29 protein-coding genes and 1 pseudogene are annotated in these 25,813 nt (G+C 72.3%); 6 read left to right on the top strand and 24 right to left on the bottom strand.

Annotated features, from left to right (window positions below; genetic code table 11):
• Positions 1-308: 308 nt before the first annotated feature.
• The gene (locus OOK31_RS33530) at positions 309-1,070 is read right to left on the bottom strand and encodes a phosphoglyceromutase (protein ID WP_267091164.1); all 762 of its coding nucleotides are present in this window, start codon (positions 1,068-1,070) and stop codon (positions 309-311) included.
• A 162-nt stretch (positions 1,071-1,232) separates the two neighbouring features.
• On the opposite strand from OOK31_RS33530, the gene OOK31_RS33535 reads away from it, so the two are divergent.
• Positions 1,233-2,579: an MFS transporter gene (locus tag OOK31_RS33535; RefSeq protein WP_267091165.1), complete on the top strand. Its 1,347-nt coding sequence runs from the start codon at positions 1,233-1,235 to the stop codon at positions 2,577-2,579.
• 6 nt (positions 2,580-2,585) lie between these two features.
• Here OOK31_RS33535 and OOK31_RS33540 read toward each other — a convergent pair whose 3' ends face one another.
• Together OOK31_RS33540 and mshA are read right to left on the bottom strand one after the other, a co-directional pair.
• Positions 2,586-3,089: a YbjN domain-containing protein gene (locus tag OOK31_RS33540; RefSeq protein WP_267091166.1), complete on the bottom strand. Its 504-nt coding sequence runs from the start codon at positions 3,087-3,089 to the stop codon at positions 2,586-2,588.
• Positions 3,082-4,380 (bottom strand): D-inositol-3-phosphate glycosyltransferase, encoded by a 1,299-nt coding sequence (gene mshA / locus OOK31_RS33545; RefSeq protein ID WP_267091239.1) that lies wholly within the window; start codon positions 4,378-4,380, stop codon positions 3,082-3,084. The genes OOK31_RS33540 and mshA overlap by 8 nt, the downstream gene beginning before the upstream one ends.
• Before the next feature lie 321 nt (positions 4,381-4,701).
• Here mshA and OOK31_RS33550 point away from each other — a divergent pair, with 321 nt between their 5' ends.
• From OOK31_RS33550 to OOK31_RS33560, 3 genes are all read left to right on the top strand, one after another.
• Complete coding sequence (locus tag OOK31_RS33550) at positions 4,702-5,514, top strand: class I SAM-dependent methyltransferase (RefSeq protein ID WP_267091167.1); 813 nt, start codon at positions 4,702-4,704, stop codon at positions 5,512-5,514.
• Positions 5,515-5,724: 210 nt separating this feature from the next.
• Positions 5,725-6,852 carry an NlpC/P60 family protein gene (locus OOK31_RS33555; RefSeq protein ID WP_267091168.1) on the top strand — a complete coding sequence of 376 codons (1,128 nt, stop codon included), beginning with the start codon at positions 5,725-5,727 and terminating at the stop codon, positions 6,850-6,852.
• Positions 6,853-7,080: 228 nt separating this feature from the next.
• Positions 7,081-8,385, top strand: a complete 1,305-nt coding sequence (locus OOK31_RS33560) for a PP2C family protein-serine/threonine phosphatase (RefSeq protein ID WP_267091169.1) — start codon at positions 7,081-7,083, stop codon at positions 8,383-8,385.
• Between the two features lie 20 nt (positions 8,386-8,405).
• Here OOK31_RS33560 and OOK31_RS33565 read toward each other — a convergent pair whose 3' ends face one another.
• The 8 genes and pseudogenes from OOK31_RS33565 to OOK31_RS33600 all read right to left on the bottom strand — a co-directional run bounded on the left by OOK31_RS33565 (position 8,406) and on the right by OOK31_RS33600 (position 14,255).
• A complete protein-coding gene (locus OOK31_RS33565; RefSeq protein ID WP_267091170.1) occupies positions 8,406-8,753 on the bottom strand; it encodes a DUF2516 family protein in 348 nt (115 codons plus the stop codon).
• 143 nt (positions 8,754-8,896) lie between these two features.
• A complete protein-coding gene (locus tag OOK31_RS33570; RefSeq protein ID WP_267091171.1) occupies positions 8,897-9,460 on the bottom strand; it encodes a hypothetical protein in 564 nt (187 codons plus the stop codon).
• A 23-nt stretch (positions 9,461-9,483) separates the two neighbouring features.
• Positions 9,484-9,903, bottom strand: a complete 420-nt coding sequence (locus tag OOK31_RS33575; RefSeq protein ID WP_267091172.1) for a helix-turn-helix domain-containing protein — start codon at positions 9,901-9,903, stop codon at positions 9,484-9,486.
• Between the two features lie 141 nt (positions 9,904-10,044).
• Positions 10,045-10,413: pseudogene (locus tag OOK31_RS33580) on the bottom strand (VOC family protein); the annotation flags it as partial.
• A gap of 65 nt (positions 10,414-10,478) precedes the next feature.
• Positions 10,479-11,378, bottom strand: coding sequence for a sigma-70 family RNA polymerase sigma factor (locus OOK31_RS33585; protein WP_267091173.1), 900 nt, complete (start codon positions 11,376-11,378; stop codon positions 10,479-10,481).
• Positions 11,375-12,175 (bottom strand): putative protein N(5)-glutamine methyltransferase, encoded by an 801-nt coding sequence (locus OOK31_RS33590; protein WP_267091174.1) that lies wholly within the window; start codon positions 12,173-12,175, stop codon positions 11,375-11,377. The genes OOK31_RS33585 and OOK31_RS33590 overlap by 4 nt, the downstream gene beginning before the upstream one ends.
• Before the next feature lie 118 nt (positions 12,176-12,293).
• Positions 12,294-13,541 (bottom strand): GNAT family N-acetyltransferase, encoded by a 1,248-nt coding sequence (locus OOK31_RS33595; RefSeq protein ID WP_267091175.1) that lies wholly within the window; start codon positions 13,539-13,541, stop codon positions 12,294-12,296.
• An 81-nt stretch (positions 13,542-13,622) separates the two neighbouring features.
• A complete protein-coding gene (locus OOK31_RS33600) occupies positions 13,623-14,255 on the bottom strand; it encodes an AmfC protein (RefSeq protein ID WP_267091176.1) in 633 nt (210 codons plus the stop codon).
• 132 nt (positions 14,256-14,387) lie between these two features.
• Here OOK31_RS33600 and dtd point away from each other — a divergent pair, with 132 nt between their 5' ends.
• Complete coding sequence (dtd, locus tag OOK31_RS33605; RefSeq protein ID WP_030232309.1) at positions 14,388-14,813, top strand: D-aminoacyl-tRNA deacylase; 426 nt, start codon at positions 14,388-14,390, stop codon at positions 14,811-14,813.
• 12 nt (positions 14,814-14,825) lie between these two features.
• On the opposite strand, the gene OOK31_RS33610 is transcribed toward dtd, so the two are convergent.
• The 13 genes from OOK31_RS33610 to OOK31_RS33665 form a co-directional block, all read right to left on the bottom strand.
• A complete protein-coding gene (locus tag OOK31_RS33610) occupies positions 14,826-15,794 on the bottom strand; it encodes a folate-binding protein YgfZ (protein ID WP_267091177.1) in 969 nt (322 codons plus the stop codon).
• A 70-nt stretch (positions 15,795-15,864) separates the two neighbouring features.
• Positions 15,865-16,302: a Fur family transcriptional regulator gene (locus OOK31_RS33615; RefSeq protein WP_267091178.1), complete on the bottom strand. Its 438-nt coding sequence runs from the start codon at positions 16,300-16,302 to the stop codon at positions 15,865-15,867.
• Between the two features lie 89 nt (positions 16,303-16,391).
• Positions 16,392-16,964 (bottom strand): FABP family protein, encoded by a 573-nt coding sequence (locus OOK31_RS33620; RefSeq protein WP_267091179.1) that lies wholly within the window; start codon positions 16,962-16,964, stop codon positions 16,392-16,394.
• Positions 16,965-17,230: 266 nt separating this feature from the next.
• Positions 17,231-18,064 carry a hypothetical protein gene (locus OOK31_RS33625; RefSeq protein ID WP_267091180.1) on the bottom strand — a complete coding sequence of 278 codons (834 nt, stop codon included), beginning with the start codon at positions 18,062-18,064 and terminating at the stop codon, positions 17,231-17,233.
• Positions 18,061-18,876: a hypothetical protein gene (locus OOK31_RS33630; RefSeq protein WP_267091181.1), complete on the bottom strand. Its 816-nt coding sequence runs from the start codon at positions 18,874-18,876 to the stop codon at positions 18,061-18,063. Before OOK31_RS33630 ends, OOK31_RS33625 begins: the two co-directional genes overlap by 4 nt.
• Entirely contained in the window at positions 18,873-19,706 is an 834-nt protein-coding gene (locus tag OOK31_RS33635; RefSeq protein ID WP_267091182.1) for a hypothetical protein, read from the bottom strand. The genes OOK31_RS33630 and OOK31_RS33635 overlap by 4 nt, the downstream gene beginning before the upstream one ends.
• A 145-nt stretch (positions 19,707-19,851) precedes the next feature.
• The gene (locus OOK31_RS33640; protein WP_266575166.1) at positions 19,852-20,115 is read right to left on the bottom strand and encodes a DUF3099 domain-containing protein; all 264 of its coding nucleotides are present in this window, start codon (positions 20,113-20,115) and stop codon (positions 19,852-19,854) included.
• 126 nt (positions 20,116-20,241) lie between these two features.
• Positions 20,242-20,532: a DUF1416 domain-containing protein gene (locus OOK31_RS33645; RefSeq protein WP_267091183.1), complete on the bottom strand. Its 291-nt coding sequence runs from the start codon at positions 20,530-20,532 to the stop codon at positions 20,242-20,244.
• 54 nt (positions 20,533-20,586) lie between these two features.
• Positions 20,587-21,432 carry a sulfurtransferase gene (locus OOK31_RS33650; protein ID WP_267091184.1) on the bottom strand — a complete coding sequence of 282 codons (846 nt, stop codon included), beginning with the start codon at positions 21,430-21,432 and terminating at the stop codon, positions 20,587-20,589.
• Between the two features lie 176 nt (positions 21,433-21,608).
• Positions 21,609-21,698 carry an Ms5788A family Cys-rich leader peptide gene (locus OOK31_RS39585; protein ID WP_353962230.1) on the bottom strand — a complete coding sequence of 30 codons (90 nt, stop codon included), beginning with the start codon at positions 21,696-21,698 and terminating at the stop codon, positions 21,609-21,611.
• Positions 21,699-21,854: 156 nt separating this feature from the next.
• Entirely contained in the window at positions 21,855-22,565 is a 711-nt protein-coding gene (locus OOK31_RS33655) for a DUF2993 domain-containing protein (protein ID WP_267091185.1), read from the bottom strand.
• Between the two features lie 65 nt (positions 22,566-22,630).
• A complete protein-coding gene (locus OOK31_RS33660) occupies positions 22,631-24,253 on the bottom strand; it encodes a hypothetical protein (RefSeq protein WP_267091186.1) in 1,623 nt (540 codons plus the stop codon).
• Positions 24,254-24,263: 10 nt separating this feature from the next.
• Complete coding sequence (locus OOK31_RS33665; RefSeq protein WP_267091187.1) at positions 24,264-24,518, bottom strand: MoaD/ThiS family protein; 255 nt, start codon at positions 24,516-24,518, stop codon at positions 24,264-24,266.
• Between the two features lie 463 nt (positions 24,519-24,981).
• Here OOK31_RS33665 and OOK31_RS33670 point away from each other — a divergent pair, with 463 nt between their 5' ends.
• On the top strand, positions 24,982-25,809 hold the full coding sequence (locus OOK31_RS33670) for a response regulator transcription factor (RefSeq protein ID WP_267091188.1): 828 nt from the start codon (positions 24,982-24,984) through the stop codon (positions 25,807-25,809).
• Positions 25,810-25,813: the final 4 nt, after the last annotated feature.

Consider the following 25,813-nt stretch of genomic DNA (forward strand, 5'->3'; position numbering starts at 1 on the left):
GGACCCGCACGGCTTGCGGTCCGTCGCGGCTCCGCGGGTGTTGCCGGTTTCCCTGGGGCAGGGTGCCGCCGTGCCGGCGGGTGAGGCGGTACTGGTCAGCAGAGGGGCAGGGAGAACCACGCTCCCTGAGCATGTGCGGCGGCGGTGGTCTCCCATTAATGCCGACCGTCGACGCTCCCGTTATCCCAGTACGGCCGAACGGCGGAGCGACTCAGCACCCCTCTCCAGAGCATCAAGGCCGCGAGCGAAGACAAACGAATGCCCCCGATCTGCGCCGTGTGCGCAGGTCAGGGGCATGATCGCTTTTCTTACTTCTTCTTGCCCTGGTTCTTGACGGCTTCGATGGCGGCCGCTGCGGCCGTCGGGTCGAGGTAGGTGCCGCCCGGGTTGAGGGGCTTGAAGTCGGCGTCCAGCTCGTAGGCGAGGGGGATGCCGGTCGGGATGTTCAGGCCCGCGATGTCGGCGTCGGAGATGCCGTCCAGGTGCTTGACCAGGGCGCGCAGGGAGTTGCCGTGCGCGGCGACCAGGACGGTGCGGCCCGAGAGGAGGTCCGGGACGATCGCGTCGTACCAGTACGGGAGCATGCGGACGACGACGTCCTTGAGGCACTCCGTGCGCGGGCGCAGCTCCGGCGGGATGGTCGCGTAGCGCGGGTCCTCGGACTGCGAGAACTCCGTGCCGTCCTCGAGGGCCGGCGGCGGGGTGTCGTAGGAGCGGCGCCACAGCATGAACTGCTCCTCGCCGAACTCGGCGAGGGTCTGGGCCTTGTCCTTGCCCTGGAGGGCGCCGTAGTGGCGCTCGTTCAGGCGCCAGGAACGGTGGACGGGGATCCAGTGGCGGTCGGCGGCCTCCAGCGCGAGCTGGGAGGTGCGGATCGCACGCTTCTGGAGGGACGTGTGGACCACGTCGGGGAGGAGGTCGGCGTCCTTCAGGAGTTCGCCACCGCGGACTGCCTCCTTCTCGCCCTTCTCGTTGAGATTGACGTCCACCCAGCCGGTGAACAGGTTCTTCGCGTTCCACTCGCTCTCGCCGTGGCGGAGGAGGATCAGCTTGTACGGTGCGTCGGCCATGCGTACGAGCCTAATGGACGCGTCGGGGCACCCGCGCGCGGTCCTGGGACGGTCCCGGGGGGCTCGGATTGACGGTCCGCGTCAATTGGCTGGCGGGCCGGGACGTCCACTCGTAACGTGCGGGGGGTTGAAGAGACGCTTACACCGCCGGGGGGATTCCTTATGTCCGTTGAGAGTCTGAGACGGGCCGCGCGGGAGAGCGTGTCGGGTCTTCCGCGTGCCTTCTGGTGGCTGTGGGCGAGCACGCTCGTCAACCGGCTCGGGGCCTTCGTCGCCACGTTCATGACCTTGTACCTGACCCTCGACCGGGGCTACTCGGCCTCCTTCGCGGGGCTGGTGGTCGCCCTGCACGGGCTCGGCGGTGTGGTGTCCTCGCTGGTGGCGGGCGTGATGACGGACCGGCTGGGGCGGCGCCCGACGCTGCTCGCGGCGAACGTGTCCACCTCCCTGTCGGTGGCGCTGCTCGGGTTCATGGAGCACCCGGCGGCGATCGCGGCCGTGGCGCTGCTGGTCGGTATGGCCTCGAACGCCTCACGCCCGGCGGTCTCGGCGATGATGGCGGACATCGTCCGCCCGGAGGACCGCGTACGGGCCTTCGCGCTCAACTACTGGGCCATCAACCTGGGCTTCGCGATCAGCGCGACGGTGGCGGGGCTGGTGGCGGAGTACAGCTACCTGGCCGGCTTCCTGGGCGAGGCGGCGCTCACGCTGGTCTGCGCGGTGCTGGTGTTCGTGAAGCTGCCGGAGTCGCGGCCGGCGAAGGACGACACGGCGGCGGGTGCGGCGGCCGGGGCGGAGATCGGGCTGGGGACCGTGCTGCGGGACGGGCGCTTCATGGGCGTCGTCGGGCTGTCGTTCCTGATCTCGCTGGTCTTCACGCAGGGTTCGGTGGGGCTGCCGGTGGCGATGGGCGCGGCCGGTTTCTCGCCCGCGGACTACGGGCTGGCCGTCGCGGCGAACGGTGTGCTGATCGTCGTACTGCAGATCCCGGTGACGCGGTTCATCGAGCACCGGGACCCGCGCAAGCTGCTGGTGGTCTCGGCGCTGCTGGCGGGGTACGGGTTCGCGATGACGGCCTTCGCGGGGCCGCTGTGGGCGTACGCGGCGACCGTGTGCGTGTGGACGCTGGCGGAGATCGTGAACTCGCCGATCCAGATGGGGCTGGTGGTGCGGCTGTCGCCGGTGCACGGGCGCGGGCGCTACCAGGGCATGTACACGATGTCCTGGGCGGTGGCCTCGCTGGTGGCTCCGCTGATGGCGGGGCTGATCATCGACCGGCTGGGCGCGGACTGGCTCTGGGGGGCCACGGGGGTCCTGGGCACGGTGGCGGCGGCCGGGTACTGGGTGCTGATGCGGGGGCTGCCCGCGCAGGAGTCCGTGAAGGAGTCCGCGCAGGAGTCCGCGCAGGAGTCCGTGAAGAAGGGCGTGAAGGAGTCCGTCCGGGCGCCCGATGTGGATGCCGGTGCCGCCGCGCGGCCCGTGGCGGCGGCGGGGGCCGACGCGGCGTAGGGCCCGTCAGGCCGGGCGGGTGAGGTGTTTGAAGGCGTCCAGGTTGTGGGTCGGTTCGCCGCGCGAGACGCGCCATTCGTACTCGCGCCGGATCGCGCTCGCGAAGCCCAGCTCCAGCAGGGTGTTGAAGGCACCGTCCGCCGCCTCCAGGACGGTGCCGAGCAGGCGGTCCAGGTCCTCCGGGGTGATCACCGAGAGGGGGAGGCGGGCCGTCAGGTAGACGTCGCCGAGCTGGTCGACGGCGTACGCCAGCCCGTACAGCTTGAGGTTGCGCTCCAGCAGCCAGCGGTGGACGCCGGCCTCGTTCTCGTCCGGGTGGCGGATGACGAAGGCGTTGACCGACAGGGAGTGCTTGCCGACCTTGAGCGAGCAGGTGGTGCTCAGCTTGCGGGTGCCGGGCAGCTGGACGACGTAGGAGCCCGGCGCGGGGCTCTCCCAGCTCAGCTCCGCGCCGTTCAGGGCGCTCTCGACGATCTCGGCGGTACCGGCGGTCCCGGCGGTGTCAGCCATGGTGGGAGCGTACGCGACGGCGGTGATCATGCATGGCCGCGGTGTACACGTCGGCCGTGCCGCTCGCGGCGGTGTCCCAGCCGAAGAACTGCGCGTGCCGGGCGGCCTGCGCGCCGAGCCGGGCCGTCAGCTGGGGGTCGTCGACGAAGCGGCGCAGCTCACGGGCGTAGTCGACCGGGTCGTGCCCGGGTACGAGGATCCCCGTCACGCCGTCGTTGACGGCGACGGGCAGTCCGCCCACCTCGGCGGCCAGCACCGGCGTACCGGTGGCCTGGGCTTCGAGGGCGACGAGCCCGAAGGACTCGCTGTAGGACGGCATGACCAGCACGGACGCCGCCCGGAACCAGTCGGCGAGCCCGTCCTGGCGGACCGGCGGGTGGAAGTGCACGAGGTCGGCGATGCCGAGCTTCGCGGCGAGCTTCTGCAGCCCCTCCGGCTTGGCGAGGCCGCTGCCGCTGGGGCCGCCGACGACGGGGACGAAGAGGCGCGAGCGCAGCGAGGGGTCGCGGTCGACGAGCTCGGCGACGGCGCGCAGCAGGATGTCGGGGGCCTTGAGGGGCTGGATGCGGCCCGCGAAGAGCGGGATGACGGCGTCCTGCGGCAGGCCGAGGCGGGCGCGGGCGGCGGCGCGGCCGTCGCCGACGGTGAAGCGGTCGAGGTTCACGCCGGGGTGGACGACGGCGACCTTGCCGGGGTCGGCCTCGTAGTGCCGTACGAGTTCGTCGGCCTCCTCGGCGGTGTTCGCGATGAGGCGGTCGGCGGCGGCCACGATCTGGGTCTCGCCGATGACGCGGGCGGCGGGCTCGGGGGTGTCGCCCTCGGCGAGGGCGGCGTTCTTCACCTTGGCCATGGTGTGCATGGCGTGGACCAGGGGCACGCCCCAGCGTTCGGCGGCGAGCCAGCCGACGTGGCCGGAGAGCCAGTAATGGGAGTGGACGAGGTCGTAGTAGCCGGGGCGGTGTCCGGCCCAGGCCTGCATGACTCCGTGGGTGAAGGCGCACAGCTGCGCCGGGAGCTCCTCCTTGGCGAGGCCCTCGTAGGGGCCCGCGTCCACGTGCCGTACGAGGACGCCGGGCGCGAGCTCGACGGCGGGCGGCAGTCCGCCGGTGGTCGCGCGGGTGAAGATCTCGACCTCGATGTTGATCGCGGCGAGGCGTTTGGCGAGTTCGACGATGTAGACGTTCATCCCGCCGGCGTCGCCGGTGCCGGGCTGGTGCAGCGGTGAGGTGTGCACGCTGAGCATGGCCACGCGGCGAGGCTTGCGGTGGTGGCCGACGGCGGGCAGGCGCAGCCGGGGCGGGTCGTGGCGGGTGCCGCGGGCGGCGGCGATGCGGCCGCTGATGCTGCCGCCGAGACGGGACACGTACTGGCTCAAGGGAGCAGTTCCTCTCGCTCGGACGACGGGCTCGGACGACGGTCGGTCGAGGCTCGGACGACGGGCACGGACGGGACGGACGCTCATGCCGTGGGGCGGCATGACTGCGGGAGCGCGGTCGGCGCTCTGCAAGGAGTGCAACCCGGACGGCCGTGCCGCGCATTCCGGGGCACTGGAATTTCCTTCTCGGTTTGCAGGATTTTTATCTGGCGCGGGCGCTCCGCTTACGCTCCCCCCATGGTCTCCCGCAGCACTCCGCCGCCCCCGAAGCGCCCTGTCGGCACCGTGACGCGCGGGACCACGAACCCGAACCGGCTGCGCCGCATGGACCGCTGGATCGCCGCCACGCACGGGGCCGCGCTGCGCCGGGCCGACGCGCCGGTGGCGGTGGACCTGGGGTACGGGGCCGCGCCCTGGACGGCGGTGGAGCTGCTGGGGCGGCTGCGGCGGGAGGCGCCCGCCGTACGGGTGGTCGGCATCGAGATCGAGCCGGCGCGGGTGGCGGGGGCCAAGCCGTACGAGCGGGAGGGGCTGTCCTTCCGGCACGGGGGCTTCGAGGTGCCGCTGGACGGCGGGGAGCGCCCGGCGCTGATCCGCGCGGCGAACGTACTGCGCCAGTACGACGAGGAGCAGGTGGCCCGGGTGTGGGAGCTGCTGTGCGGGCGGCTGGCGCCGGGCGGGCTGCTCGTCGAGGGGACGTGCGACGAGATCGGGCGGCGGCACGTGTGGGTGGCGCTGGGTCCCGAGGGGCCGCGGACGGTGACGTTCGCGACCCGGCTGGGTTCGCTGGAGCGGCCCTCGGACCTGGCGGAGCGGCTGCCGAAGGCGCTGATCCACCGGAACGTGCCGGGTGAGCCGGTGCACGCGTTCCTGCGGGACTTCGACCGGGCGTGGGCGGCGGCGGCCCCGTACGCCTCCTACGGGGCGCGGCAGCGGTGGATCCGGACGGCGCGGGCGCTGTCGGGGAACTGGCCGCTCGCGGACGGGCCGGGGCGGTGGCGGCAGGGGGAACTGACGGTGCGGTGGGAGGCGTTGCGCCCGGCGGAGTGAATGTCGCCGTGTGGGGAACCGGGGGTTGGGGCGGCCCGTTGAGTCGTCAGGGATGGGCGGGGAGTGAGCGGTCATGATCGGAGCGGCATCCGGAGGGTGTTGGAATTCACCGAGTCGTGGCACCATCCCGGAGACAGTGCAAAGTTACTGATGAATAGTCAGATCTGATGTCAAGTGATGTCGGCTCTGACCGGGGCGCCTGGGGGAGCCATGGGGACCGCGAAGCGTGTGTCGCGAGCATCGTCTCGTCGGCAGGGAGTGTCCGCGCTGACACTGCTGTGCGCGATGGCGATACTGACGGCCCCCGGGCTCGCGGTGGGCAGTGCGTACGCCGCTCCGGGCGCGCCCTCGGCTCCGACGGCCCCCGTCGACCCGGCACCGCCGGCCGCCGCCGCACCCGGGGCGAAGTCGCTGGAGCAGGTCCACAAGGAGATAGAGGACCTCTACCGGCAGGCCGGCTCCGCGACGGACGCGTACAACCTCGCGGAGAGCGAGACCAAGGCGCAGAGCGAGCGGATCGTCGAGATCGCCAAGCTGGTGGTGGCGGGCCAGGACCGCATCGCGGGCCTGAAGGACCGCGCGGGCGCCGCCGCCCGCGCCCAGTACCGCTCGGGCGGACTGCCGCCGGGCGCGGCGCTGGCCCTGAGCGACAGCCCGAGCGCCTTCCTCGACGGGGCGGGCCGGCTGCGGCAGGGCGAGAAGGCCACCACGGACCTGCTGTCCGAACTGAACCGGACCCAGACGGACTTGGAGCGGTACGCCAAGGACGCGGGCGCCATCTGGCAGAAGATGGAGGAGAACCGGGTCAAGAAGGAAGCCGCCAAGAAGGAGATCGAGGACAAGATCAAGGCGGCGGAGGCCCTGGAGAACAGGCTGGCGGCCGAGGAGAAGGCGCGGCTGCTCCAGCTGGAGCAGGAAGCCCAGTACAGGGCGCAGACGGCCTGGCTGTCGACGGGCGCGATGAAGGACGTCAAGGGCTCGGCGACGGACGCGGGGAAGCGGGCCGTGCAGTTCGCCACCGCGCAGATGGGGAAGCCGTACGTCTGGGGCGCCGTGGGGCCGGACTCCTTCGACTGCTCCGGGCTGACGTCCAAGGCGTGGCTCGCGGCGGGGCGGGGCATCCCGCGGACCTCGCAGGAGCAGCTGCGGCTGCTGCCGAAGGTCGCGGTGAAGGACATGCGGCCGGGCGATCTGATCATCTACTTCGACGACGCGAGCCATGTCGGGATGTACGTCGGTGACGGCGCGATGGTCCACGCCCCGCGGCCGGGGCGCAACGTGACGATGGCGGGCGTGGGCTCGATGCCGATCAAGGCCGTGGTCCGCCCCGACGCGTAAGCCCTGGCCGGGCGGGTTGGGGGGGCGGGTCGCTGCCCGGTCTCCCCGGGCCGGCCCGGGCCCGGCTCGTGGAGGTGCGGGTATCTCGGTGGGCGGGACGGGTCGTGGAGGTCTCGTGACGTTGGTCATCCCTTCGGCCCGGTTTTCCCCCGCGATAACGGCATATGACGGCGGCCCTCCCCCGGCAGCCATTCCGCTCGCCCGTACCGGCCCGCTAGGGTCGGGCGCATGAGCGCACCCTCGGGGGGAGGGAAGGAACCGGAGACCATGCCCGTACCCGTACCGAGGCAGAGGGACATCCCCGCCCCGGAGGGCGGTCCGGCGGTTCCCCCCGTCACCCTCGCGCCGCCCGGCCCCGCGTCACTGACCCTCCTGGTGATCGGCGAGGACCCCGCGGGCGGCCTCACCGTCCCCGAGATCCTCGACGCCGACGGCCACCACCGCATCCGGCTGCGCAGTGCCCGCAACCTCACCGAGGCCGCCCGCCTGCTCACGCCGGACGTGCACTGCGTGCTGCTCGACCTGTCCCTGCCCGGCGCCGCGGGCGACGACTCCGGCGACGGCCTGGCCACCCTGCGCGAGGTCCTTCGTATCGCGCCCCGCCACGCCGTCCTCGTCCTCACCGCCGAGGCCGATGCGGACCGCGCCGCCGAGGCCGTCCGCGTGGGCGCGCAGGACTTCCTCTTCCGCGACGAGCTCGACGGCCGGCTGCTGAGCCGCGCCATCCGCTACGCGGTGGAGAGAAAGCGGGCGGACATCGCCCAGTACAAGCTTGCAGAATCGAAACTGCGCGCCCAGGAGAACGCCCGTCTCGAACGCGGCCTGCTCCCCACCCCGCTCCTGGAGGGCTCCGACCTGCGGTTCGCCGCCCGCTACCGCCCCGGCCGCAGCCGGGCCCTGCTCGGCGGGGACTTCTACGACACCGTCCGCACCCCCGACGGCACCGTCCACGCCATGATCGGCGACGTCTGCGGCCACGGCCCCGACGAAGCGGCCCTCGGCGTCGAGCTGCGCATCGCCTGGCGGGCCCTGACCCTGGCCGGGCTGTGCGGGGACGACCTGCTCTCCACCCTCCAGGAGGTCCTGGAGGTCGAGCGCCCCTGCGAGGAGATCTTCGCGACCCTGTGCACGGTGGACATCGCCCCGGACGGCCGCCGTGCGGGCCTATGCCTGGCGGGCCACCCGGCCCCGCTCATATCCCGGCCGGGCCGCCCCGCGCGGCTCCTCCCGTACGAGAACAGCGGTCCGGCGCTCGGGCTGCTGCCCCGGGCCCGCTGGCCCCGCCGCCAGGTCGAACTGGGCGGCACCTGGAGCCTGATGATGTACACCGACGGCCTCATCGAGGGCCGCATCGGCGAGGGCCGTGAGCGCCTCGGGCAGGACGGCATGGTCGAGATGATCAACCGCCACCTGAACGACGGCCTGAGCGGCGAGAGCCTGCTGGAGGCCTCCGTCACCGAGGCCCGCCGCCTCAACGGCGGCGAGCTCACCGACGACGTCGCCGTCGTCCTGCTCTCCCGCGCGGCGGGCTGACGGCAGAGCGCCTGGACGGCCTAGCGGCCGCCGTTGTAGGGGCCGTACGGTCCGTCGCTGCTGCTACCGCCCTTGCGGCGGCCGCCGCGCCCGCCCGAGACCTGCTTGAGGGCGGGCCGGACGTCGACCATGAACACGATGCTGGCGACCAGGCCCGCGAGCGTCAGGAACCAGAACGTCGCGAGGAACACGTCGACGACGACCGTCATCCCGAGGACGACCAGCCAGAAGGTCTTGGTCTGCTTGTCGGCCGCCCGGTAGGCGTCCTCACGCGGTACGGCGGCGAGGACGAAGGCCACCACGGCCAGCAGCAGCATCGCGTAGCCGAACAGCGGGAGCACACCGTCTTTGAAACCTTGCATGAGCATCGACTCGACCGCCTTCTCGCATCTGCCGCACCTGCCGCACCTGCCGCACCTGCCGCACCTGCCTCCACGCTACCGCCGGAGCCACGGTGCGAAACGGGAACGGGCCGGACACCACGCGGGTGCCCGGCCCGCTCACGAACCGATCAGCTCTCTTCGCCGGGCACGGCGGCGGCCTTCTTGGCCGTGCTCTTGCGCGCGGTGGTCCGCTTCGCGGCCGGCTTCTCCTCGGCGGAAGCCCCGTCGGCGGACGCCTCGGACGGCGCCCGCTCGGCCTCCGGCTCCACGGCCCCGGCGATGTCGACGATCTCCTCGGCGACCTCGCCGCGCCAGCCCCGTACGGCCTGCTCGCCGCGCTCGGCGACCTTGTCGTAGGTCTCCTTGGCCCGTACGGCGTACTCGGCGGCCACGCCGACGCCGCGCAGCGCCAGGTCCTGGGCGGTCTCGCCCAGCTTCTTCGGGTCGATCGCCCCGAAGACCTCGGCGACCTTGGCGGTGACCGCCTCCTGCGCCTCCTTGGCCTTCTCCTGCACGACCTTCGGGTCGGTGTTCTTCACGGCCTCGATGCGCGCGGGGGCCTCGGCACGCAGCTGCTCGATGAGCCCGGGCACCTTCTTGGCCTGCTCGACGGCGAGGTCGGCGGTGCCGGCGGCGAAGTAGAGCGGGGTGGGGTCGGTGAGGGTCTTCTTCAGGTCATCGGCGATGGCCATGTGCTGGTCCTCCCGGATCACAGTCAACTACTCGTAGGGGGCATCGCGGTGTCGTCGGACCCGGTGTCGTCGGACCCGGCGCCTGCGGCCGCTTCCTCCAGCGCGTTCTCCTTGCGGAACGAGTCGTAGATCTGGAGCAGCACCTGCTTCTGCCGCTCGTTGATCGACGGGTCCGAGAGGATGACGGCCCGCGTCTCCACCTCGTCCCGGTCCCGCTCGTCGAGGATGCCGGCCTGCACGTACAGCGTCTCCGCGGAGATCCGCAGCGCCTTGGCCAGCTGCTGGAGGATGTCCGCGCTCGGCTTGCGCAGCCCGCGCTCGATCTGGCTCAGGTACGGATTCGACACCCCCGCGGCGTCGGCCAGCTGCCGAAGCGAGAGCTGGGCCTGCCGCCGCTGCTCGCGGAGGTATTCGCCGAGGTTTCCGACGTTGAGCGATGCCATGCCCCGATCCTGCCGCACCGTGCTAACTATTGCAAGCGCCTGCTTGCAAAAGCTCCCACCCCGTCTCCGGCGGTGCATGGGCTGACGCCACGCGGTCCTCGCCGCTGCCCCGGAACCAGCCGGAGTCGTTGCCCAAGGTCAGCGAGGCGTGAGGAGGCAGAACTCGTTGCCTTCCGGGTCGGCCATGACCGTCCAGGGGACGTCGCCCTGCCCCACGTCGGCGAGCGTCGCGCCGAGATCCTTCAAGCGCGCGACCAACTCCTCTTGATGGGCGGTCGAGGTGGTGGCCAGATCGAGGTGCACGCGGTTCTTGACCGTTTTGGGTTCCGGGCGGGCGATGATGTCGATGCAAACGGCCACGGGGTCGGGGTAGGCGAAGCCCACGGGTTCGAGGTTGGTCACGCCGGGTCCCTCGCTGTCGACACCCCAACCGAGTGCCTCCGCCCAGAACCGGCCGAGCGCGAGGTCGTCATGAGCCTTCATGTTGATCTGCACAAGCCGTGTTGCCATGCCGCAGATCCTAGAAGCCCGCTGGCCGCCGCCGTTCTCGCGGCGGCGGCCGGGGTGGGGAGGGGTCAGGCCTCCAGTGGGGGCAGGTGCAGGGACTTCAGGCGGGTCGGGTCGCTCAGGACGTCGATCGCGACGATCTTGCCGGAGACCACGGTGAAGGCCATGACCGAGACCGCCTTCGCCTGCGGGACCACCACGACACCCGCGGCGCCGTTGATCAGGGCCGGGCGTACGAAGGCGACCAGCGGGCGGAACGTGGCCGCCTGGCTCGCCACCGTGCGGGCGCCGTGCAGCACCATCGTGAGGCGGCCGCCCACGCCGCCGTCGGAGCGGAGCACCACGTCCGGGTCGAGTACGGCCACCAGCGCCTCGAACTCCCCGTCACGGGCGGCGGCGAAGAAGGCGTCCACGGCCTCCCGTTGCCGCGCGAGGTCCGCGTCGGGCGCCGGGGCCTGCCCCTGCACCCGACGCCGGGCGCGGCTCGCCAGCTGCCTGGTCGCGGCCGGGGTCTTCTCCACCAGCGGGGCGATCTCGTCGAACGGCACGGCGAACATGTCGTGCAGGACGAACGCCAGCCGCTCCGCCGGGGACAGCGACTCCATCACCACCATCAGCGCCAGCCCCACCGAGTCGGAGAGCAGCACCTCCTGCTCGGGGTCGATCCCCCGCGCCGGACTGATCAGCGGATCCGGCATGCGGGTCTCCAGCCGCTCCACCGGGTCCTCGCGGCGCTGTTCGCGCGAGCGCAGCATGTTCAGGCACACCCGGGCCACGACGGTGGTCAGCCACCCGCCCAGGTTCTCTATCCCGCCCGCGTCGGTGCGGCTGAGCCGCAACCAGGTCTCCTGGACGGCGTCTTCGGCCTCGGCGAGCGATCCGAGCATCCGGTAGGAGACCGCCCTCAGCCGGTCCCGGTGCTCCTCGAACTCCCCGGGCTCCCCGGGCTCCCCGAACTCCCCGCTCACGCGTCGGATTCCTTCCCCGCCGGCAGGGGAGCGCGCCCGACGACCACCGTCGCGTACAGCTCCTCGGAGCTGACCGCCCGCACCTCCAGCCCGCCCGCCGCCAGGGCGGACGCGGTCACCGGGGACTGCCGGGCGCTGGTCTCGATCAGCAGGTGTCCGCCGGGCGCCAGCCAGGCCGCCGCCCCGTCCGCGATGCGGCGGTGGACGTCGAGGCCGTCCGCGCCCCCGTCCAGGGAGACCAGCGGCTCGTGGTCGCGGGCCTCGGACGGCATGAACCCGATCTCCTCGGTCGGCACGTACGGGGCGTTGACCACCAGCACGTCCACCCGCCCCCGCAGTTCCGCCGGGAGCGCCGCGTACAGGTCGCCCTCCCACACCGTGCCGCCGTACGGGGCGACGTTGCGGCGGGCGTACGCCAGCGCGCCCGGGTCGATGTCGGCGGCGTGCAGTTCCACCCCGCCCGGGACCTGGGCGGCGACGGCCGCGCCGAGCGCGCCGACCCCGCAGCACAGGTCCAGGACCACCGCGCCGGGCCGGGCCAGCGCCACCGCCTCCTCGACGAGGAACTCGGTGCGCCGGCGCGGTACGAAGGCTCCCGCGCCCACCTCCATGCGCAGCCCGCAGAACCCCGCCCAGCCGACGACGTGCTCCAGCGGCTCGCCGTCCACGCGGCGGGCGACCAGCCCCGCCAGGTGTCCGTCGTCGGTGGCGGCCTCGACCAGCAGGTCGGCCTCTTCCTCCGCGAAGACGCAGCCGGCCGCGCGAAGCCGTTCGACGATCGTTGTCACGTAGCTCATTTCCTCTTGTTCCTGACCACAGCGGCGTCGTGGACACCGCTCGCGACGATACGGCGGGCACACGGCACAAACGTCACGGCAGGGGGCCGTTGCGTCAGGTCGCCGTGCGTGCCCCGCCTCAGAAGGTGTCCGGGCACCAGGGGCTCCTGGCCGTGCGGAACACGGCGTCCGCGAGCGCGACCGCCCCGGGCTCCAGCTCCGTCACCCGGCCGAGCGCGGCCAGCCGGACCGCCGACGCCTCGCCGAGGTACAGGGAGCCGAGCGCGGACACGTCGAGCCGCAGGCCGGCCGGGCCGTCCGTACGGGTGCAGGTGCCGCTGCCCGCGTCCAGCCGGTAGCGGCCGCCCGCCGGGCCCCCCGGGTCCTCGACCTCCAGCACCAGCGTCCCGGGCACGGCGTACGTCCGCGCGCCCAGCGCCCGTACGACGTCCAGCACCCGCACCCACAGGAAGTCGGCGGCGGTGATCAGCCGGGCCGCCCGCGGGTCGGGCAGCAGGTGCGGCAGCAGGTCGTCGGCGGGGCGGCGGCCGGTGCGGACCTTCAGCACCCAGTCGATGGAGCACAGGAAGTGCCACAGGGCCCGCTCCGCGCCCGGGGTGACCGCGATCAGGTCCTTGACCTGCACGGTGTTCAGCGGGACCTTCGCGTCCGTCCAGTGGTCGTCGGCGACGTAGACGGCCAGCCCCTCCACCTCGCCCGCCGCGTCGCGGTACACGGCGTGCATCGGCAGCCGGTACGGGCGGTGCGACATCTCCTCCAGCCCGGTCGCCAGGTTCCACCAGCGCGCGTTCCGGTCGACCACACCGTGCGCCGACGCCCGCAGCCGCTCGTGCAGGGCGGGTCCTACGCGGCGCAGCTCCTCGGCGTCGACCAGGTCGATCCGGCCCTCGCCCGGGGCGGGGACCGGGCGGTGCCGGTCCAGGCCGGTGCGCGGGACGTCGATCTCCCACTCGTGGTGCGAGGCGGCGGGCCCGTAGCCGTAGCGTCCGTAGATCGGGTACTCGGCGGCGATGAGCGTGGACAGGACGTCGCCGCGCGCGCGGGCGGCGACGAGCTCGGCGGCCATCATCCGGGTCAGCAGGCCCTGGCGGCGGTGGGTGGGCAGCACGGCGACGTTGGAGACCGCGCTGCACGGGACGGTGGCCCCGCCGGGCACGGTCAGCTCCTGGGTGAAGGAGCGGAAGGTCGCCACGCACCGGCCGGTCCCGGTGTCGAAGCCGCCCTGCATGCGGGCGAGGTCGCTGTACTCGGCCCGCTGGGCCACATCGGACGCGGTGGGCGTGCCGGGGGTGAGGAAGCCCGTGTTGAAGGTGCTCAACCAGGAGGGGAGGTCGGATTCGGCGATCGGCCGGACGTCAGCACTCATGACGGGCCACGCTAATCGCCCGCCCTCACGGGGGCTCCCGATTTTCCGGCGGCCCGGCCGCACCCCCGCCGGGGGCGCCGGCTACGCCAGCAGGTCGTCCACCTGCGCCTCGCCCTCCCGGTAGCGGCGGGTGATCTCCGCGCTGGAGTCGTCGGCCATCCGCTGGAGCTGCTGGCGGCGGCGCGAGACCTGCTGCTCGTAGCGGACGAGGCGGCCCAGCCCGTCGTGCAGTTCGGCGTCCGTGCGGGCGTCGAGGTCCGACAGCTCCACGTCGGACAGCATCTCCGCCGCGAGCAGCCGGAACTCCTCGTTGTGCGGGGTGCCGAGGGTGACGTGCCGGGCGGAGGCGCTGCGGCTGGAGGGGGCGTCGGCCAGGATCTCCGAGAGCCGGTCCACCACCGGCGCCTCGGGGTCCGTACGGCGGGCCAGTTCGGCGCGCAGGATGTCGATGCGGCCCTGCAGGAGTCTGCGTACGTAGCTCAGGTCGGCCTCGTCGCGCTGCGCGTCGCGGCGCAGCGCGCGCAGTTCGGGCAGGCCGAGCGCGGTGGCGGCGATGGCGGTGCCGGCCGGGCCGGACGACTCGCCGGTGCGCTGCGCGGGGGGCCGCGCCGAGGTGCCCGCGGCGGGCGGAGAAACAGGAGCACCAACAGGAGCAGAAGCGGGAGAAGAAGCAGGTGCTGCGGGTGCGGTTGCGGAGGTACCAGAAGTGTTCATGCGTTCGTGTCCGTCCCCTCGACCGGTGCTGGGGGCACCGCCTGCGTGCATGGTGCCACTCTCCGTGGTGCAGGTGCAGTCCCACTCCACCCGATCGGCCCCGGACGGGTGCACGCCTGGTACACAGGTGGTATGCGAGCAGTGGTGCAGAGGGTGGACGGCGCGAGCGTCGTGGTGGCCGGCGAGACGGTGGGCGAGATCGTCGGCGAGGGGTTGTGCGTACTGGTGGGGGTGACCCACGACGACACCCCGGAGAAGGCGGCGCTGCTGGCGCGCAAGCTGTGGTCGGTGCGGATCCTGGAGGCGGAGAAGTCGTGCAGTGACATCGGCGCCCCGCTGCTGGTGATCTCGCAGTTCACGCTCTACGGGGACGCCCGCAAGGGCCGCCGCCCCACCTGGAACGCGGCCGCGCCCGGCCCGGTCGCCGAGCCGCTCGTCGACGAGGTCGTGGCGCAGCTGCGGGCGCTGGGCGCGACGGTGGAGACGGGCCGCTTCGGCGCGGACATGCGGGTCTCGCTGACCAACCACGGCCCGTTCACCATCGTCATCGACATCTAGTGCTGTGGCCGGTCAGGGTGCTACGACGACCTCCTGCGCGGCGGCCGTCTTCCCGGCCAGCAGCGGGGCGTCGACGGGCACGTTGCGCTTGACGAGCGCGAGGGCGATCGGCCCGAGCTCGTGGTGGCGGACGGCGGTGGTGACGAAGCCCAGCTGGCGGCCCTCCTCCCCGTCCGCGGCGAGGCGTACGGGCGTGCCGTGCGCCGGGAGCAGTACCTCGGAGCCGTCCAGGTGCAGGAAGACGAGGCGGCGCGGCGGCTTCCCCAGGTTGTGGACGCGGGCGACGGTCTCCTGGCCGCGGTAGCAGCCCTTCTGGAGGTGCACGGCGGTGCCGATCCAGCCCAGCTCGTGCGGGATGGTGCGGTGGTCGGTCTCGGCGCCGACGCGCGGCCGGTGGGCCTCGACGCGCAGGGCCTCGTAGGCGAGGAGGCCCGCGGCGGGGCCGTGGGAGGCGGCGAAGGCCTCCAGGCCGGCGCGCGGGAGGAACACGTCGCGGCCGTAGGGGGTCTCGCGGACGGCGAGTTCCTTCGCGACCTCGGCGATGGAGCCGGCGGGCAGGTGGACGACGGCGAACTCGTCGGTGCGGTCGGCGACTTCGACCCGGTAGAAGAACTTCATCGCCTCCAGGTAGGCGATCAGCTCCTGCTGGGTGCCGGGCTCGACGTGCGCCCACACCGTCTCGCCGTCGTCGACGAGGTAGAGGGCGTGCTCGATGTGCCCGTTCGCGGAGAGGATCAGCGCCTCGGTGGCCTGCCCGGGCGGGAGGTCGGTGACGTGCTGGGTGAGCAGCAGGTGCAGCCAGCTCAGCCGGTCGGATCCGGTGACGGTGACGACGCCGCGGTGCGAGAGGTCGACGAAACCTCGGCCGTCGGCGAGGGCGCGCTGTTCGCCGTAGAGCTCTCCGTAGTGGGCGGCGACGCCCTCGTCACGGCCTTCGGCCTGTACGGCGCCGGGGAGATGGAGCAAGGGGCTGCTGGTCATGCCACCAAGCCTACGACCCCGCCCGCACGACGCCCGGCCCGCGCCTGGACGGCCACTGGGGCGGTGGGGGCTACGCCTCGCCGGCGCGGTGCTTCGCGGCGCACTTCGCGCACAGGCCGAAGATCGCGAAGTGCTTCATGTCGGTCTCGAAGCCGAAGGTGTCGCGCAGCTTCGTCGTGAACTCGGCGGCGATGTCCACGTCCGCCTCGATGACCTCGGTGCAGTCCCGGCAGACCAGGTGGATGTGGTGGTGCCGGTCGGCGAGGTGGTAGGTGGGGGCCCCGTGCCCGAGGTGGGCGTGGGAGACCAGTCCCAGCTCCTCCAGCAGCTCCAGGGTCCGGTAGACGGTGGAGATGTTGACGCCGGAGGCGGTCTTGCGCACCTCGACGAGGATCTCGTCGGGGCTGGCGTGCTCCAGCGCGTCGACGGCCTCCAGCACGAGCTGGCGCTGCGGTGTCAGCCGGTATCCGCGCTGCCGCAGGTCACTCTTCCAGTCGGTGCTCACCACCCCGCCAGTGTAAGCGCGGGAAGGGGACCGCGGGCGAGCCCGCGGTCCCCTTCCTTAGTACGACTGTGCGACGGTGCGAACCGGCCGGCTCAGCGGAAGAAGGCGATGCCGTCTTCCGGGAGCTCGGGGAGGTTGCGCGCCATGTCGGCGATCTCCTCCGGGGTGACGACCTTCTTGAGCTGGGCCGACTTGTACGGGCGCAGTTCGACGTCGGGGGTGGCCTTCTCCCCGACCCACATCAGGTCGCCGTTCACGTAGCCGTAGAGGCGCTTGCCGCCACTGTGCGGGCGAGCGGTGGCCGTACGCGCCACCGCGTCGGTGACCAGGTCGATCTGGGGCTTCTTGTCGGCGAGCTCGCCGTACCAGATCTCGACGACGCCCTGGTCACGGACCATGACGATCTCGACCTTGCGGTCCTTGTCGATGCGCCAGTAGCCCGCCTCGGACTCCAGCGGGCGCACCTGGTTGCCCTCGGCGTCGAGCACCCAGGTGTGCGAGTGGTACTCCAGGAAGTCCCGGCCGTCGTGGGTGAAGACGACTTCCTGGCCGAAGTTGCACTTCTCTTCACCGGGGTAGTCGAAGACGCCGGCGCCTTCCCAGGTGCCGAGGAGGAAGGCGAGGGGGACGAGGCCCGGGTTCAGGTCGGACGGGATCTGGATCATGGTTGGCAGCTCAGGCGATCTGTGGGAGGGGTTCCGGGGCGGGCGGCAGGGCGGAAGCTCAGCGCTGACCCTGGTAGAGCTTCTTGACGGCCAGGCCGGTGAAAGCCATGACGCCGACGCAGACCAGGATCAGCAGGGAGGTGAAGACTGCCTCAAGCACGGGGTGCTCCTCGGAGGATTCGGTGCGGTGTACGGGCCGGTCCCCAAGCCTACTGGCCCGGGGACGGACGCACCGTGTGAGGTAGGCCGTACCGCCCACCGGGCGGTCAGCCGAGCAGCTGGTGCTGGAGGATCACGGCCTGGTGCAGGGGGACGGCGGGCGTCGCGCCCTTGCGGCTCTGCAGGATCACGGCCTGGACGTCACCCGACTGGATGCAGCCGGCCCGGATCTGCTCGTCGCCGAACGGGACGGACTCCTCCAGGACCTTCACGTCGTCGCCGGACGGGGCGTCCTGGGCGAGGTGGGCCTTGCCCCAGACGTCGTCCGACTCGATGCGGTTGACGCCGTTCAGGTTCATGTCGGCGCCGCAGCCGGTGAAGGTGTCGGCCAAGCCGGAGGCGTGGAAGCGCAGCAGGTAGATCCGGGTCCGGACCCCGTCGGGGGTGGTCCAGCCCCGGCCCACGATCTGGCGCAGTCCGTTGTCGGTGAACCCCTGCTTCATCTTCTCGCGCGCGGTGCCCTCGTACTCCTCCAGGAAGGTGTCCACGGTCACGACCGAGTCCTTCTCCAGCTTCAGCGCGGGGTCCGGGGCGGATCCGAGCGGGGCGGGCAGGAGCAGCTGGGTCAGGCCGGCGTAGTGGATGCCGTCGATGTTGTCCTCGGCGAAGGGCAGGGGTGCGCCCGGCGGCAGGGTGGGCAGGGCCAGGGCCGGATAGGTCCAGCGGCCGTCGGCCCTGGTCGACAGGCCGGGGACGTCGGTGCGCTCGGGCTGGAGCAGCCCGTACGCGGTCCCCGTGCCGGCGGCGGCGAAGACGAGGACGGCGGCCGTCCAGCGCAGGGCGGCGCGCAGCGCGCGGCGGTCCTTGGGGGGCGCGGGCGCGGCCGGCTCGGGGACGGCGGCCGCCTCCGGGGTGGCCTCGGCGGTGGTCTGCTCGGTCACACGGACTCCCCGGGGGACTTCAGGCGGGTCAGCTGGTCCTTGAAGAACCCGGCGGCTTCGGATTTCGGAAAGTGCTTCTTGGGCCCGTAGGCACGGAAACTGACCATGACGTCGCCCTCGACGCTCACGCAGGAGAGGGAGTCGATCTCCCCGTCCCGCTGCGGCTCGCCCACCGGGATCAGCGCGCACCTGGCGTCCGGGAAGCCGTTCACCTTGGGGGCGTCGCGGGCGTCGCCGAGCGCGGCCATGAGCTTCTTGGTCACGTCGGAGAAGGTCTGCACGGCGCGCGGGTCGGCCTGCATGACCTGGATCTCCAGGACCAGCGGGTCGTGGTCGCGATCGGCCCGCTGCCAGGTGCGTCCGGCCAGGCCCTTGAGCTTGAGGTCGGCCAGCATGTCGTCGCGCTTCTTGCGCTCCGAGCTGGACAGGCCCTCGCGGGCCCGTTTGAACCCTTCGACGGCCTGCTCGCCGCTGATGAAGAAGTCGTTGCCGTTGGCGTCCATGTCGGGGCCGGGTCCGAAGCCGGGGGCGGGACGCGGCAGGAGCTTGCCCGAGAGGTTGTTGAGGGGCACGTTCGCGGGCTCGTCGGGATCCGGCGCCTGCTGCCCGGCGGGCGCCCAGTAGGCGGTGGGCGCGCTGCGGTCGGCGCCGTCGAGCGCGGCGTAGGCCGCGACGGCGCCCCCGGAGAGCAGGACGACGGCCACCGCGGCGGCGGCGAGGGCCAGCGGCTTCCCGCGGCGGCGCGCGGGGGCGGGGGCGTCGGTCGCGTCGGCCTCCGCCGTCACGTCGGCCGCGTCGGTCGCGTCGGTCACAGTCGCTCCAGCTGTCGCTTGGCCAGGTCGATGACGTCGCCCTCGGCGATGGGACGGGCGCGCCTGTCGCCGTAGAAGACCAGCACGACGGTGTCGCCCCGGCGGGCGACCGCCCTGGCCTCGCGGATCGGGAGGTATCCCGCCAGCTCGCTGGGCTTCGAGTACACCCAGACCCGGCCGGCCTGCGGGTTCACCCCGGGAATGGGCACGCCTTCGTTGCCCGCGTACTTCTCCTCGGGCAGGTAGGAGGCCTGCCCGCCCTGGAAGTCGTCCGCTCCGGAGAAGTCCTTGAACTGCACCAGCTGGACCTCGACCTCGATGTCGCCCTGCTCCCAGTGCTTCGTCGCGGCGCGACGGAAATGGGTGTCCACCAGGTTGCGGAACATCTTGGCCGGCTCCTCGTACCCCGCCGCGAAGGAGTCGAGGGGGTCGAAGCCCTTGTCCTTGACCTTCGCGCCCGCGGGCGGTTCGACGAGCAGCTCGTTGAGGTCGCCGTCCGTCGCGTGCCAGCGGTTGGCGTTGACCGACTTGTGCGTCGTGCCGTCGTCCGGTGCGAGCGCCTTGGGCGCCGGCAGCTTCTGCTGCGCCAGCGGCGGCAGGGGCGTCGGCGCGCGGTGGTACTGGACCGCGTAGCCGGTGGCGGTGCCGGCGAGGGTGCCGAGGACCAGGGCGGACGCGATCAGGAGGGCCGTGCGGCCCCGGCGGCGCGGGCGCGGCGGAACGGCGACGTCCGGAGTTTCCGCATTTACTGGCGGAAATTCGGGAGTGTCCGATTCCGCTCCATTCTCCGGCGCTTTCCGCAGCTCGGGAATGGTCTGTTCGTGTTCCAAAGGGGTCCCCCCACAGGACGTGAGGCGCTGGGTTCATTTACCCGCGCACACCGAAGACACCTTCGGCCAGTGGGGAGTTGTACGCATCTTTATTACGGTCTTATATCCGGGCTCGGCTCGGCCCTCAGCCCTCAGCCCTCGGCCCTCAGTCCTCGTGGCGCCGTTTTCCGTCGAGTTCGTCCCACCACTCGTCCGATTTCGGGTCGCCCGAGGGGTCGTCCCACCAGCGGTCGTCGGGGCCGCGCCGGTTCGCGACCATCGCGGCGACCGGCGGGATGACCATCGCGACCACGCACAGGGCCACGGCCGCCTCGACCGAGAAGAGGCGCACGAAGGACCAGGCGGAGACGAAGAGGAACAGGCATCCGCCCATGAGCAGGAAGTAGGCGCGTCGGCGCCGGGCGTACATACCTCCAGCGTAGAGCGGGCCCCCGCCGAAGCAAGGGCCCGGACGGCGCGAAGGGCCGCACCCCGGTCCAGTGGCGTCCAACCCCCGGGGGTGCGGCCCTTCGGCCGGTCATGCGATGTGCGGTGCTCAGACCGCGATGGCCACGTCCGTCACGCCGCCGGCCTCGACGACGACCACGGCGCGGTCGGCCTGGCCGCCGGGCACGAGCGCCCGCAGCGTCCAGGAGCCCTCGGCCGCGTAGAAGCGGAACTGGCCGGTCGCCGAGGTCGGGACCTCGGCGGTGAACTCGCCGGTCGAGTCCAGCAGCCGCACGTACCCGCTGATGGGCTCGCCGTCCTTGGTCACCTGACCCTGGATGGCGGTCTCACCGGGCTTGAGCGTGGCGAGGTCGGGCCCGCCGATCTGTGCTCCACACATGTTCTCTGTCCTGTCCTAGAGAGGTTCAGCTACGAGGGCGTCGCGTGCCCGGTACTACTTGTTGGGGCCGAGCTCGATCGGCACGCCGACCAGCGAGCCGTACTCGGTCCACGAGCCGTCGTAGTTCTTGACGTTCTCCTGGCCCAGGAGCTCGTGCAGCACGAACCAGGTGAGCGCGGAGCGCTCACCGATGCGGCAGTACGCGATGGTGTCCTTCGCCAGGTCGACCTGCTCGGCCTGATAGAGGGCGGTGAGCTCCTCGTCGGACTTGAAGGTGCCGTCGTCGTTGGCGTTCTTCGACCACGGGATGTTGCGGGCGCTCGGGATGTGGCCCGGACGCTGCGACTGCTCCTGCGGGAGGTGCGCCGGGGCGAGCAGCTTGCCGCTGAACTCGTCGGGCGAACGCACGTCGACCAGGTTCTTCGTGCCGATCGCGGCGACCGCGTCGTCACGGAAGGCGCGGATCGAGGTGTCCTGGGCCTTGGCCTTGTACTGGGTGGCCGGGCGGTTCGGGACGTCCTTGCCGTCGACCAGGTCGCGGGAGTCGAGCTCCCACTTCTTGCGGCCGCCGTCGAGGAGGCGGACGTCCTGGTGGCCGTAGAGCTTGAAGTACCAGTAGGCGTAGGACGCGAACCAGTTGTTGTTGCCGCCGTAGAGGACGACGGTGTCGTCGTTGGAGATGCCCTTGGCGGAGAGGAGCTTCTCGAAGCCCTCCTGGTCCACGAAGTCGCGGCGGACCGGGTCCTGGAGGTCGCTCTTCCAGTCGATCCGGACGGCGTTGGTGATGTGGTTCTTGTCGTACGCGGACGTGTCCTCGTCCACCTCGACGATGACGACATTGGCGTCGTTCAGGTGGGCCTCGACCCAGTCGGCGTCTACGAGGACGTCGCTGCGGCTCATGGTGTTCTCCTCCGGGGCAGTGTGCGGCGGGGCGGTGCTGGTGGTGCGGGGAGCGTGTTTCCGGGTGCGCTCGCGGACCCTGTTGCGGGGAGGCTTCAGGAGGGCGGGAGGCAGAGGTGGTCACACGGGAAAGCGGAAAGCCGTCGTCCGGCTATGGAGCGGGATGCGCTCACACGTCACATGGATCGACAGAGCATGGCGGCGACGCGACACAGGTCTACTGCCCGCCGCTTCGTGAGGTCCGCCTGCTGATGCTTCATAGGCATGGATCGTAGGGACGAATCGGCCGCCCTGTCACCGGTGTGTCATATGTCGAGACAGGATCGTCCGGATCGTGGGATACGAAAGCCCCGGACGGCCGCCTCGCGGCCTTCCGGGGCTGTGCGTACGGTCCGTTCATCTGCGGATCGGACCATGCCGTCTCACGATCCGGCCAGGGACACGTCCGTACCGCTCAGCGTGAGGTGCACGCCGGCCTCGTCCGAGGTCAGCGCGGACAGCTGGAGACCGGCCGGCAGGCCTCCGTCGAGGCGGCGGTCGAAGTCGGTCCGCTTGCGCACCGCGCTCTCGATGCCCGGCACGCCCTCGCCGGGCACGGAGTCCGCGCGCACCCGGACGATCTTGCCGCCGCCCTTGCCCTCGACGAGGGTGACCGTCGACACCACGCTCTTGGTGAAGCTCTTGCCGAGGAACTCCACCGTCGCGGTGACCTTCACCTTGTTCGGCGCCCCGCCGTAGGTGACGGTCTCGCCGTTCTGGGTGGTCTTGCTGAGGTCCTCGTAGCTCATGAGCGCGGTGCCCTCGGCGCGCTTGGCGGTGCCGCCCGTGTAGTCCCCGTTCAGCTTCACCTCGCGGAAGCTGGCGTCGAGCTCCGTCAGCCGCGTCTTGCGGCCCTCGGCGGTGGCCTCGACGCCCTTCAGCTTCAGGTCCACCTGCTCCAGCTCGTGGCTGAGGGCCTGGGTCAGGAAGGGGAATCCGTGGATCTCCACCTCGGCACTGCCCGCGAGCCCCTGGCGGGACTGGACGCGGTCCGCCAGCCGGTTCTCGGCATAGCTGACCGCCCAGCGGTCCGCGCCCACGAACAAGGCCCCCAGGACCACTCCGACGATCACGACGACGCGCAGGAAACGCACGTGCCCCTCCCCCTACTAGTTGGTACGTGCGTTCTAGTGGACCATGGTCCGCCGTCGGGACACCGTCAGCCCACCACCCGCCCGATCAGGTAGACGGCGGGAGCGGCGGCGGCCAGCGGCAGGGCGACACCGGCCGTCATGTGGACGAACTTGGACGGATAGTCGTACGCGGCCACCCGCAGCCCGATCAGCGCGCACACCCCGGCGGCCAGCCCGATCAGGGCCCCGCCCGTGCCCACCCCGGCCAGCCCGCCCACCGCGATGCCCGCACCGGCCGCGGCGGCCAGCGAGACGCCCACGGAGGCCGCGGTCGGCAGCGGCAGGGCCCGCGCGAAGACGGCCACCGCGACGGCGGCGGCGCCCACGGAGACGGCCTTCATGTCGGCGGCCAGGTAGCCCGCGCACAGGATGGCCAGCGCCGCCGAGGCGACGGAGGCCATCAGCCCGTACATGCGCTCGTCGGGGTCCGCGTGGCTGCGCAGCTGGAGGACCAGCGTGAGCAGCACCCAGGCCCCGAGGGTGCCGATGATCGCTCCGGGGCCGTACACCCGGTCCACCGCGAGCACGGCGCCGTCGGCGACGACGGCCCCGGCGAAGGCCAAGGCGATGCCCTGGCGGGCGGGCCACATGCCGTTGAGGCGGAACCAGCCGGCCGCGGTGAGGCCCTGGAGGGCGATCAGCGGGACGAGCAGGGCGTACTGGCCCAGGAGCGCGGCCACCGCCATCAGCAGCCCGAGGGCGGCGGTCAGTATGGCCGACTGCGGGCCCGGGTCGATGATCGGCGACCGGCCCTCGGCGCGGGCCTGCGCGGGGTCCACCGCGCGCAGGGTGTTGCCGCCGAGGGTGGGCGGCGAGTACTCGGCGGCGGGGCCGCCCGCGGCCTCCGGGGCCGGGGCCTGGGACTGAGCCTGGGCGGCCGGCTCCGGCGCGGCGGACGGGCCCGGGTACGGCGGGAGGTACGCCGTCTGCTCGGCGGCGTCCGGGGCGGCCGACTGGGGCGGCAGGTACGCCGTCTGCTCGGCGGCGCTCTCCCGCACGGGCGGCAGGTACGCCGTCTGCGCGGCCGCGGCGTCCTCGGGCTGCGGCCACGGTGAGGCCTGCTGCGGCTGCGGGGCCTGCGGAGCCTCCTCGCGGAACCAGCCGTCCGGGGCCACGGGCTGCTGGGGCTGCTGCTGGACCGGCTGGACCGGCGGCAGGTACGCCGTCTGCTCGGCGGCGGCCTCGCGTACGGGCGGCAGGTACGCCGTCTCGGCGACGGACTCGGCCTGCGGCCACGGCGCACCGGCCTGGGGCCACCCGGGCTGCTGGACGGGCTGCTGCGGGGCCTCGTCACGGAACCAGCCGTCCGGGGCCACCGACTGCTGCGGGGGCTGCTGGTGCTGCGGGGCGGCCGGCACCGGCGGCAGGTACGCCGTCTCGGCGACGGACTCGGCCTGCGGCCACGGCGCGTACTGCTGGGGCTCCTGCGGGGCCGCCTGCGGCTGCTGCGGGGCCTCGTCGCGGAACCAGCCCTCCGGCGCCGGGGACTGCCCGGGCACCGCGCCCAGCGGCGGCTGCACCGGCTGGTAGCTGGTGTCCCAGGTGTCGGACGACCAGGTCTGCGTCCCGTACGGGTCCTGCGGAGGCTGGTGCTGCTGGTGTTGCTGTTGCTGCTGGTGTTGCTGCTGCTGTTCCTCGGGAGTGCTCATCGGTTCCCGCTCACCCGCCCGCGAACGGCGGGAGCACCTCTACGGTGCCCCCCTCGGTCAGCAGTACGGCGTCATGGGCGCGCTTGCCCACGGGCTCGTCGTTCACCAGGAAGGAGCAGCGCTGCAGGACCCGGGTCAGCTCCCCCGGATGGCGTTCCCGCACGGCGTCGAGCGCCTCGGCCAGTGTGTGCGCCGAGTACGGCTCCTCCGCAGTCTTGGCAGCGGCCTTGGCCGCCGCCCAGTAGCGGATGGTTCCGGTTGCCACTCTGCAGCTCCTATCGTCGGCTCTCTACCGGCCTCCATGATGACCCCTCCGCCGCTCCACTCCGGTGTGCCTCCGCGCGCCCCGTGTGCGCCCGACCGGACCGGCCGCCCCGGACGGCGGGCCCCCGATCCGGTGAAACCGGGGCATACGCAGGGGGAAGGCGTGGCGCGAACCACAGAATGCGGTAGTGAGAGTCCTCGGCCCCGAAAGGGCGGGTGGGCTATTCTGGCGGCGTAGAGGATCCGGGCAACGTAGCCCCCGGGTCCTTTTGTGCTTTCAGCACGTTGAACGGACCGAGAACAGTGGCACCCGTCCGGCCCCAGGGCGCGGGGGCGGACAGGCGCCAGGCAAGCCGTACGAAGCAGTACCACGCACGTCCTCGACGGGACCGAGGAGGAACCGACGTGATGGACCAGCGAACCGCACAGGTGCACGACCGCCAGACCCGGGCAGGTGGTCGGGCATGAGCTCTCTCCTGCTGCTGACCAATGCCCTGCAGCCGTCGACCGAGGTGCTGCCCGCACTCGGCCTGCTGCTGCACAACGTCCGGGTGGCACCCGCCGAGGGCCCGGCCCTCGTGGACACCCCCGGCGCCGACGTGATCCTCGTCGACGGCCGCCGCGACCTCCCGCAGGTGCGGTCGCTGTGCCAGCTCCTGCGCTCCACCGGACCGGGCTGTCCGCTGATCCTCGTCGTCACCGAGGGCGGCCTCGCGGCCGTCACCGCCGACTGGGGCATCGACGACGTCCTCCTCGACACGGCCGGCCCGGCCGAGGTCGAGGCACGGCTGCGGCTGGCCACCGGCCGCCAGCAGCTGGGCTCCGACGACTCCCCCATGGAGATCCGCAACGGCGACCTGTCGGTCGACGAGGCGACGTACAGCGCGAAGCTGAAGGGGCGGGTCCTGGACCTGACCTTCAAGGAGTTCGAACTGCTGAAGTACCTCGCCCAGCACCCGGGCCGGGTCTTCACCCGCGCCCAGCTCCTCCAGGAGGTGTGGGGCTACGACTACTTCGGCGGCACCCGGACGGTCGACGTCCACGTACGGCGGCTGCGCGCCAAGCTCGGCCCCGAGCACGAGTCGCTGATCGGCACGGTCCGTAACGTCGGCTACCGCTTCGTCACCCCGGAGAAGGTGGAGCGGGCGGCCGCCGAGGCAGCCGACCGGGCCGCCGCCGCACAGGCCGCGGCGCAGGCCGCCGCCCACCCCGCCGACCGGACGGGCGGGGTCCCCCGGACGGCCGAAGCCCCTGTGAGCATCCACTCGGCCAAACACCCTGCCCAGAGGTAGGTCA

This window comes from Streptomyces sp. NBC_00249 (assembly GCF_026342355.1).
In the GTDB taxonomy this organism is placed as follows: domain Bacteria; phylum Actinomycetota; class Actinomycetes; order Streptomycetales; family Streptomycetaceae; genus Streptomyces.

Coding starts and splice junctions, on each gene's coding strand:
- OOK31_RS33570 (WP_267091171.1), bottom strand. CDS start 9,460: ATGGCCATCGCCGATGACCTGAAGAAGACCCTCACCGACCCCACCCCG.
- OOK31_RS33535 (WP_267091165.1), top strand. CDS start 1,233: ATGTCCGTTGAGAGTCTGAGACGGGCCGCGCGGGAGAGCGTGTCGGGT.
- OOK31_RS33595 (WP_267091175.1), bottom strand. CDS start 13,541: ATGAGTGCTGACGTCCGGCCGATCGCCGAATCCGACCTCCCCTCCTGG.
- OOK31_RS33660 (WP_267091186.1), bottom strand. CDS start 24,253: ATGAGCACTCCCGAGGAACAGCAGCAGCAACACCAGCAGCAACAGCAA.
- OOK31_RS33670 (WP_267091188.1), top strand. CDS start 24,982: ATGAGCTCTCTCCTGCTGCTGACCAATGCCCTGCAGCCGTCGACCGAG.
- OOK31_RS33650 (WP_267091184.1), bottom strand. CDS start 21,432: ATGAGCCGCAGCGACGTCCTCGTAGACGCCGACTGGGTCGAGGCCCAC.
- OOK31_RS33590 (WP_267091174.1), bottom strand. CDS start 12,175: ATGAGCTACGTGACAACGATCGTCGAACGGCTTCGCGCGGCCGGCTGC.
- OOK31_RS33550 (WP_267091167.1), top strand. CDS start 4,702: ATGGTCTCCCGCAGCACTCCGCCGCCCCCGAAGCGCCCTGTCGGCACC.
- OOK31_RS33640 (WP_266575166.1), bottom strand. CDS start 20,115: ATGTACGCCCGGCGCCGACGCGCCTACTTCCTGCTCATGGGCGGATGC.
- OOK31_RS39585 (WP_353962230.1), bottom strand. CDS start 21,698: ATGCCTATGAAGCATCAGCAGGCGGACCTCACGAAGCGGCGGGCAGTA.
- OOK31_RS33610 (WP_267091177.1), bottom strand. CDS start 15,794: ATGACCAGCAGCCCCTTGCTCCATCTCCCCGGCGCCGTACAGGCCGAA.
- OOK31_RS33530 (WP_267091164.1), bottom strand. CDS start 1,070: ATGGCCGACGCACCGTACAAGCTGATCCTCCTCCGCCACGGCGAGAGC.
- OOK31_RS33600 (WP_267091176.1), bottom strand. CDS start 14,255: ATGAACACTTCTGGTACCTCCGCAACCGCACCCGCAGCACCTGCTTCT.
- OOK31_RS33565 (WP_267091170.1), bottom strand. CDS start 8,753: ATGCTCATGCAAGGTTTCAAAGACGGTGTGCTCCCGCTGTTCGGCTAC.
- OOK31_RS33645 (WP_267091183.1), bottom strand. CDS start 20,532: ATGTGTGGAGCACAGATCGGCGGGCCCGACCTCGCCACGCTCAAGCCC.
- OOK31_RS33540 (WP_267091166.1), bottom strand. CDS start 3,089: ATGGCTGACACCGCCGGGACCGCCGGTACCGCCGAGATCGTCGAGAGC.
- OOK31_RS33555 (WP_267091168.1), top strand. CDS start 5,725: ATGGGGACCGCGAAGCGTGTGTCGCGAGCATCGTCTCGTCGGCAGGGA.
- OOK31_RS33560 (WP_267091169.1), top strand. CDS start 7,081: ATGAGCGCACCCTCGGGGGGAGGGAAGGAACCGGAGACCATGCCCGTA.
- dtd (WP_030232309.1), top strand. CDS start 14,388: ATGCGAGCAGTGGTGCAGAGGGTGGACGGCGCGAGCGTCGTGGTGGCC.
- OOK31_RS33575 (WP_267091172.1), bottom strand. CDS start 9,903: ATGGCATCGCTCAACGTCGGAAACCTCGGCGAATACCTCCGCGAGCAG.
- OOK31_RS33620 (WP_267091179.1), bottom strand. CDS start 16,964: ATGATCCAGATCCCGTCCGACCTGAACCCGGGCCTCGTCCCCCTCGCC.